The organism is Vibrio sp. 10N.261.52.A1 (genome assembly GCF_002876325.1).
GTDB classification, from domain to species: domain Bacteria; phylum Pseudomonadota; class Gammaproteobacteria; order Enterobacterales; family Vibrionaceae; genus Vibrio; species Vibrio chagasii.
Genome location: NZ_MCYD01001062.1, coordinates 1 through 8,795, shown reverse-complemented (window position 1 = coordinate 8,795; position 8,795 = coordinate 1). Strand labels below are relative to the sequence as shown.

Below are 8,795 nucleotides of genomic sequence, written 5' to 3'. Positions count from 1 at the left end.
TTCTGGTGGTTCTGGTGGAGGAGGTAACGACGGTGATGGAAGCGGTGATCCAGATATTACCCCAATCCCACAAACCGCTGTTCAAAAAGCCTTGTCAACTGGCAATGCTTCTTATGTTGTTAATTCCTCCGAGTTCATTGAGGCAAGCCAAGCGTTAGTTGCTCAATACAACGAAGATTACAATAAGATTAAACAAGCCTTATCTCAAAGCTCAGAAGGTGAGTCATTACGTAATCTCCACTGGGATCCAACGCATGACACCGCCATTATTTTACCCACCTATGGCTTTAACGATGTCATTTTGAAAACAAACAAAGCGATGCAAGACGGCTACTCCGATCAAGAGCTGGTGGTTGGTGTTGCGGGCTATACCGTGAGTAAAGGGCGTTATGCAGCACTCGCGAGCAACCCTTTTAGAACGAAGCAACGTTTCCCCGATTCTGTTAATGAAGAAATGAACACTTGGTTGAAGAATTTGGTTACCTGGGTTTCAGGGACAGATGAGCCCCAAAATGTCGTGTTAGCCCAGCTCGATCAGTCTCATTACTTCCCAGATGATCAAGCGACACGAAACTGGTTAACCGACAATGTTAATGCTTCTATGGTTACCAACGCTGATAACGCTTGTGATGGCAGTCAGTTAAGCCAGTGTCTTGAAGCCAATAACCCTGATTTGTTGATTTTGTCTCAAAAGCTGAATACCGGAGATAGTATTGAAGATGTTATAGAAGGGGTACGTTTAGCGTTTAATAAAAACATTCCGGTGCTGTACTTGCACCTTGATGGCGGTATGACGGAATTAGGCAACGCCTTGTTTGCTGAAATGCACATGACTTATGTAGGTGATAACTATTGGCGTAAGCTTGGCCTGTCTAACTGGGACTCGACACAGCTCATTAATCAGATGCCGGACAATATTGTTCAACAACAAGCGCTTTTACAAAGACTGAAAGACGACAGTTTCACCGTTGATTTAAGTACCTGTGATGACAAATCTTGCCCTGATGAATCCAATATGGATGAAGAGTTCTATACCGCAGCCAACAGCATTCGCGCGCACCTAACGTCGCTGGATAGCAAGAAGGTCGATCTGTTTGCAACGGATGATTATGAGTATGAAAAGCTGTTATTGCTACTTGCTGACCACTACCGTCAAGATGTTCAGTACCCAATGGGTAAGGGCGTGACAGAGAGGATTGATTTTCTTCGTTCTTACTACAGTGATTACGTGTCATACAACAGTCGACTGTATAACGCGGCGCAACCAAGTTTAGGTAACTTTAGTACCAAGAGCTTTGATAATGTACCGCTCGTCACGAAAACCATTGCTTTGGAGTCTAAAAGAAACTTCCGATCCGCTGGTTTGTATGCCTTGTCGGGTAAGACAATCAAGGTGACTCGCTTAGACAATAACGATGTGGCTACGTCTATTGCATTTAATACATTGCGTAGCGGCGCGACACACGAGTTTTCAGGCAATGACGGTTACGCTCGGCCAAAGTTTTTAACCTCGGTAACCTATCCAGTGAAACCGGGAGAGACGATTTCTCTTACTTCTGCTTATGGTGGAACGCTACAGGTTCATTTTGACAAGAATGATATCAACGTCGAGTTGAAGTTCGAGCATGTTGCTCAGCACCCTGTCTGGAGAAGTGAAGCTGACAACGACAGCTTTGTAGCACAGCTCGAAGAAGGAAATTTTGATTGGGCTGAGCTAATTACCCCAGGGTTTGAAGTTCACTCAAAGCTGGAAAAAATGAAGGAATCTATCGGTTCAGATGACTGGGCTCAGCCTCATGATATGGCTCTCGCCACAGAGCGTTATGTACATAACTTTCCTCATGCACTTGCAGGCTTTAAAGGGCCGGGTATTGATGAAATTGCTGAAATACATCAATACGGAGAGGCAAAGGGCTGGGAAATTGCGACCATTGACATTGTAAAGCATATGAACGCAGACCAAGCTAACTGTGGCTATGGTTGTTCAGGAAACCCGTATGATGCCTACTGGTCGTTTCATCCATTAGGGCATGGTGATCTTCACGAGTTAGGGCATGGCTTAGAGCGTGGTCGATTTAGGTTTAGCGGTTGGGATGGGCACGCTACGACCAATTATTACTCGTACTACAGTAAGTCCCAATACTATCGGGATACAGGAAAAGTATCTTCATGTCAGGGGTTAGACTTCAAAGGCCAATATGAGCTTTTGCAGGAAAGTCGAAATCAACCAGACCCAAACGCCTATATGGCGCAGCAAAACCAAACGAGCTGGAGTTGGGGAGCAAGAATCTTCATTCAAATGATGATGTTGGTACAAGAGCAGGGCGTATTGGATTACGGCTGGCATATGCTTGGGCGACTTCACTTGATTGAACGTGAGTTTAACCGCCTTAAATCCAGCGATGAGCTTTGGAACACCAATAAACAGACGATTGGATTTGATAGCTATTCTAGAGATGAAGCAAACCAAATCACCAATAATGACTGGTTGTTGATTGCATTAAGCTATGTGAACGAGCGCGATATGAGGAACTATTTAGATATGTGGGGCTTCAACTTCTCGGATAAAGCGAAGCAACAAGTCGCGACTATGAGCTTAGTACCAATGCCGTTAACCTATTTTGCAAGTTCAAACCAAGGATATTGTGTTGATGAGTTTGCTAAGAGACCAATTAGTGTTGATGGCTCAACGGCTTGGCCAATAAATTAGACTCGGGAAATAATCAGGGAGCAAATGCCCCCTGACTATTTTATTTAAACGTCGACCAAATTGGCGCGTGATCTGATGGTTTTTCTATACCGCGCAGTTCGTAGTCGATGCCTGCTTCCGTACACTTATCAGCAAGTTTCTGAGTTGCTAGTACAACGTCAATACGCAGGCCGCGGTTATCCACGAAACCTTTTGAACGGTAATCAAACCATGAGTATTGATCTGTGACTTCTGGGTGTAGTTGACGGAACGTATCTACGAAGCCCCAATCCATCAATGTTTTTAGCCATTCACGCTCTTCAGGCTGGAATGAACACTTGCCCGTTTTCAACCAACGTTTTGCATTTGGCTCGCCGATACCTATGTCTGCATCGATAGGGCTGATATTGATGTCACCCATCACGATGATCTGCTCATCTTTGTTGTGATAGTCGTTCAGGTAGGTCATCAAGTCTTTGTAGAACTCACGCTTGTATGGGTATTTGGTTTCATGCTTGATGTTGTCCCCTTGAGGGAAGTAGCCATTTAGCACAGTAACCTTTTCGCCATTTTCATCTTCAAACGTCGCCATGATCATACGTTTTTGATGGTCTTCATTGTCTGTTGGGAAACCCTTCTGTACAGAGATAGGTTCTTGCTTACACAGCATAGCAACACCGTAGTGTGCTTTTTGCCCGTGGAAGTAAACCTTGTAGCCCATTGCTTCAACATCAGCAATTGGGAAGGCCTCGTCGTGCACTTTGATCTCTTGTAAACCAATCACGTCAGGTTGGTGTTTGTCGATAACCGCTTGCAGTTGGTGAAGGCGAGCTCTTAGGCCATTGATGTTGAAGCTAATTACTTTCATTTATTTTTATACCTCTTGCAAACCCTTATGATTGCTTGTTTATCAAGGGATTGCTGATTTAGTGAATGTCATGGTTAACCGTATTTAACCATGCTTAATAAATTTCATCGCCATTTCATCGCCACTTTTTTAGGGTGTTATAGGCTGTATTGAGTGACGGGGTTAAAGGTGATTGCATCACTTAAATGGTTTGGGGAAAAGTGAGCATAAATCATGGTTTGCTCAATTTTTTGATGCCCCAGAATATTCTGCAAAACTAAAATATTACCACCATTCATCATAAAATGGCTGGCAAAAGTATGGCGCAAAACATGAGTTGCTTGACCCTTTGGTAAATCGGGTAGGGCTTTTGTTAGCCACTTATGCGCTACACCATAACCGCAGCTAAAAAGCTTATCATTTGTTGGCTTGTGAAGCTCTTTGTAAAGTTTATGCGATATTGGAACGGTTCGGTTTCTTTTACCTTTAGTATTAGTGAAAGTCAGCTTGTGCTTAAGCAACTGACTTCCTCTCATTTCGACTACCTCATTGATACGTGCCCCAGTCGCTAAACAGGTTTTGAAAATGGTAGTGAGCTCTTCACTGACTTTGCTTTCTTTAATAACCTCAAACAAGTGCATAATTTGTTCTTCACTTAAAAAAGTAACTTCAGACTCTGTTTTTTTAATGGGCTCTACGCCATCAACAGGGTTAGGTAATTTCCATTCCTTGAGCTTGATTAACTTATTGAATATGGACTTTAACCAGGCAATATCACCATTGTTTGAGCTGACGGAAAGGCTACCTTCACGGCCTCGACCTTTGTTGGTTCGGGTTGAACGGTAGTGGGCGAAATCTCGCGAAGATAAATGTGAAGCGATGGGATTATTCAATTCATTGCAAATGTGCAGCATGCGGTTTTTTGCGTGTTCGCCAGACTTTAGGTTCTGGCCATGAAGCTTAAACCATAACTCTACCAAGTCAGACAGACGGCGGTGATCGGTTTTTTCACCTAACCATGGTTTGTCCACAATCTCTTTCATTAAGTAGAATTCATAGTTGCTCGCTTCGCCTTTGGTGGCGAAGCGTTTACGAACACGTTTACCTTTGTAGCCTTGCGGATAGCACTCACAAAGCCAAGGTTTCTTGCTGCCATCTTTAAGGTTTCTGATAGACATAAAAAAGCCCGAAACTGCTGGTTATAAATACAGTTTAATTCGGGTGGTTTTTGTAGGCAATGTTTTAAATACGCATATGCAAACATGTTGATTGAAGGACTCTCGTGAATTTTACACGACAGTTACTTTGCGCGGGACATACTGGGCAGTGTTCTTGTTAGTAGAAAATTAATTATTACCGTTCTAGCAGGCTTTTGGACAGAAATTAGACAAGGACTAATTATACTAAATTAAAATCCACTGCATCTAAATTGGTTATAAATCACCACTATTGCATATTTATGTCTTTTCACCAGTGCAAACTAGACCGCGTTTAACATAAGCAGTTTTCATCAAGAACCCAATTTACAATTCGCTGGCTGTATGCGGCAGAGGTTGTTTGAAGTAAAGGTTCTTCGTTAGCAATTGATAGATAATATGATATCCAGTAATCAGCTAGTGTTATGGGTTCAATAACTTCTTGAACCATACGTATAAGCTCTAAATCCGTTACTTTTGTGTCGATACAACCTGTTAAGCCTTTACAAAGCTCATGAGCTATTGAGTTTCTTGCGTCCTTAGCTTTAAAATATTAAATAGCTCTGGCAGTGTACCTTTGGGTACTATCTTTTGTATATTACGTGCTAAAGCACGAAACTTGACCACTTCCAACTCAGAAAGCGATAGGTCACGGCTTTTAAATCTTATAAGTACACAGGCGTGATCGCATAGACTATCAAAGCGAGTCGCAACAATCAGATAACGGCCTAATACTGCGTGAACATACTCTGTTGTCTCAGTAATCTCAAAATCGGTAAGAAAAATGTCAGGGTCATTCATATCAATTAACCCCTCTATTTTTCTTAAAGTTCTCAGCCTGCTCAAAAATCTCTTTATACACTTCATCACGATCAATCGGTGGGTAACCCCATTCATCGAGCAAAATGATCAGATCAAAGTGCAATTCAGCTTTGATATCGTCTCGCTTGTTCCAGTCGGTGTATTTAGCTTTATCATCAATGACCTTCTTCACCTCTTTAGATAGGTCAAGCAACTTCTCTTCTGGGTAGGTAAAGTCGTACTTATGAGCTAATGAAATGAGGATGTCGTAAAACGCTTTTTCTTCAAAATCTATCCCCATTTCACCAAACGAGGCCATCTCAGCACGTAGTTCATTGTAGAGGTTGATAATTTCATCAGAAAAATCATTGATTACTTCAGAGCGAAGTACATCCTTTTCATCACGCTCATTGTACTTTTCGACCAACATATTCATCTTCTTGGTGAAATCGACACTTTTAACTTTATTGGTCTTTTTGAACTCACCGATCGCTTTGGCAAGCATTTGCTGAAGCAGTTGAAGTTTGGTGTTTGGCTGTTTCACCATCTCCAATTTGGCAAGATAATCATCATCAAAGATATCAATCTCACCACCATCTTTCTCACCCAGTTTAAATATCTCTTCAACACCATCACTCTTTAGTGCGTCTTTGACCAAATCACGTACCTTACGGTTCATTTGGTCAACATCTGGCGCACCACCTGTAGTGATCTTAAATACGATGGTTCGAACCGCTAGATAATAGTGAATCTTGTCCTTATGCTCTTTGGACAGCTCACTGCTACCCACACAAATGTCATAAGCGGATTTAAGGCGTTTGGTCAGATCCATAAACGTCTTTTCAAACTTCTTGGTTCTAAGTGCAAAATCAGCCGAGGCATTCAAGCAATGTAACTGCTCTAGTGGCGTACCATTGAAGTAGGGCTTAGAGTCGAACTTATGGAACAGCCCATCCAACAGGCTCAGGTGATCCTTAACGATAATGACCGACTGTTTAATGTCTTCTAAGTTCTGATCTTGCCCTGCTGTGTATTGGGAAAGTGCAAGGTTCATCTGTTTTTTTATGCCGATGTAATCGACTACCAGACCATTCTCTTTACCTTCAAATTTACGGTTTACTCTCGAAATAGTTTGGATCAGATTATGTTTTTGCAAAGGCTTATCAATGTAGATGGTATCGAGGAACGGCACATCAAAGCCCGTTAGCCACATATCGACAACAATAGCGATTTTGAAGTTCGATTTACCATTTTTAAACTGACGATCCAGCTCTTTACGGTACTCTTTATTGCCGAGTTTGTTCCAGAGATCTTTATCATCGTCTTTGTTACGAGTCATAATCATCTTGACTCGTTCCATCGGCTTCACTTTCTTCTTATCACTTTCTGATAGAGTTGCACCGTCTTCACAGACTTTTACTTCATCCCACTCAGGGCGAAGCTCAAGCAGTTCCTTATAGAACTGATAAGCGATTTCACGGCTGCTACAAACAAACATTGCTTTGCCTTTTTGAGTCGTGCCTTCTTCAACACGATTCTCATAATGCTCAACAAAGTCTTTCGCTATGGCTTTAATACGATCTGGGTCGCCTAGTATGGTAGACATACTCGCCATCGCCGTTTTGCTTTTATCTATTTGATATTCGTTCGTTCCAGCGTCTTCACACTCTTTATAGTATTTTTCGACTTCATCAAGCTGGCGACCATCAAGTAGCACTTTTGCAGCTCGACCTTCATAAACGATACGAACGGTAATTTCATCGTAAACCGATTCGGTCATTGTGTAGCTATCTACAACCGCACCAAAAACATCCAGTGTTGCGTCAATCGGTGTGCCAGTAAAGCCGACATAAGTAGCGTTTGGTAAAGAGTCGTGAAGATATTTAGCAAAGCCGTAAGTCTTTTTCACGCCGTCTTCAGTAACGGTAATTTTCTGTTCTAAATTGGTTTGGCTACGGTGCGCTTCATCCGAGATACAAATGACGTTGGTTCGCTCAGTCAGTAGCTCCAAATCTTCCGTAAATTTATGGATGGTAGTCAGGAATACACCACCACTTTTACGCCCCTTCAGATGTTCTCGAAGTTCAGCACGACTCTCTACACTAATGATGTTTTGATCACCCACGTAACCTTTTGCATTGGTGAACTGACCTGAAAGCTGATCATCCAGATCGGTGCGGTCAGTGATGAGAATTATCGTTGGGCTACCCAATTCGACATCTTTCATCAGTAGACGAGATAAGAACAACATTGTGTAGCTCTTACCACAACCAGTCGCACCGAAATACGTACCACCTTTACCGTCACCACTCACCAGTTTCCCGTGCTCATCAAAGCACTTCATATGCTGTTTGATATTGGCAAAAAGCTTTGTTGCTGCGTAATACTGAGGATAACGACAAACAATCTTTTCTTGTTTGCTTGAGGTGTCAGGTAAGTAGATAAAGTGACGTATCACTTCAGTGAGTCGTTTCTTGTTAAACAAGCCGCTGATCATTGTAAACAATGAATCAATACCGTCTTTGTTTAGCTTTTCTTCACCTGTAACTTTACGCCAAGAGTAAAAGAACTCGTATGGGGCAAAGTACGACCCCATTTTGCTGTTCACACCATCACTAATCACACACAGTGCGTTGTATTTGAATAGTTCAGGGATATCTCGATCATAACGAGTGGTTAACTGCTTATACGCATCATAGATAGTCGCTTCTTCACGAATGGCACTCTTAAACTCAAACACCACAAGAGGTAAGCCATTAATGTAAAGAATCCCATCAGGGATACGCAGCTCATAGCCTTGTATCTCCATTTGGTTAACGATGCGATAGCGGTTGTTCTCTAGGTCAACGTAGTCTAGAAGCTGAATATATAAATCTTTCTGAGTTGCATCTTCACGCTTGAGCAAAAAGCCATCAGAAACAAACTTCATTATGGCTTTGTTGGTATCGTAGAGATCCGAAGCTGGAAGATACTCAAGCTTATGGATAATTTGCTCTATCTCATAGGCTGTAATACCTTCCGCTTGATAACGTTTGGCTAGAAATTCACGAAGATCGGGCTTAATCAGCACATCTTCAGGTGATCGCTCAATCGCTTCACCACGAGAATGGGGGTAGCCTTCTTTCCCTAGCAGTTCAATGATGGCTTGCTCTAGCCTTTCTTCTGTGAATTTCATTAATTAAGCCTTCGAGATCCTTTGTAAAATTATTTGTGATAGATTTTTTAGCTGAATCTGAGAATTTTTTATCACATCAACATTGTC

5 protein-coding genes are annotated in these 8,795 nt (G+C 42.1%); 1 reads left to right on the top strand and 4 read right to left on the bottom strand.

Going from position 1 to position 8,795, the window contains the following annotated elements; translation table 11 throughout:
* A partial coding sequence (locus tag BCT81_RS22995; RefSeq protein ID WP_241908262.1) for an ImpA family metalloprotease occupies nucleotides 1-2,710 on the top strand: 2,710 nt, incomplete at its 5' end.
* Between the two features lie 40 nt (nucleotides 2,711-2,750).
* Here the strand turns inward: BCT81_RS22995 and xthA are convergent.
* The 4 genes from xthA to BCT81_RS22975 form a co-directional block, all read right to left on the bottom strand.
* Entirely contained in the window at nucleotides 2,751-3,557 is an 807-nt protein-coding gene (gene xthA, locus BCT81_RS22990; RefSeq protein WP_102425973.1) for an exodeoxyribonuclease III, read from the bottom strand.
* 137 nt (nucleotides 3,558-3,694) lie between these two features.
* The gene (locus tag BCT81_RS22985; RefSeq protein WP_102425972.1) at nucleotides 3,695-4,714 is read right to left on the bottom strand and encodes a tyrosine-type recombinase/integrase; all 1,020 of its coding nucleotides are present in this window, start codon (nucleotides 4,712-4,714) and stop codon (nucleotides 3,695-3,697) included.
* 537 nt (nucleotides 4,715-5,251) lie between these two features.
* Complete coding sequence (locus BCT81_RS22980; protein WP_102425971.1) at nucleotides 5,252-5,533, bottom strand: hypothetical protein; 282 nt, start codon at nucleotides 5,531-5,533, stop codon at nucleotides 5,252-5,254.
* A gap of 1 nt (nucleotide 5,534) precedes the next feature.
* On the bottom strand, nucleotides 5,535-8,708 hold the full coding sequence (locus BCT81_RS22975; protein WP_102425970.1) for a type I restriction endonuclease subunit R: 3,174 nt from the start codon (nucleotides 8,706-8,708) through the stop codon (nucleotides 5,535-5,537).
* Between the last annotated feature and the right edge of the window lie 87 nt (nucleotides 8,709-8,795).

Bases quoted from the DNA above. Each gene is read 5' to 3' on its own strand.
- xthA (WP_102425973.1), bottom strand. From the start codon at position 3,557: ATGAAAGTAATTAGCTTCAACATCAATGGCCTAAGAGCTCGCCTTCAC.
- BCT81_RS22985 (WP_102425972.1), bottom strand. From the start codon at position 4,714: ATGTCTATCAGAAACCTTAAAGATGGCAGCAAGAAACCTTGGCTTTGT.
- BCT81_RS22980 (WP_102425971.1), bottom strand. From the start codon at position 5,533: ATGAATGACCCTGACATTTTTCTTACCGATTTTGAGATTACTGAGACA.
- BCT81_RS22975 (WP_102425970.1), bottom strand. From the start codon at position 8,708: ATGAAATTCACAGAAGAAAGGCTAGAGCAAGCCATCATTGAACTGCTA.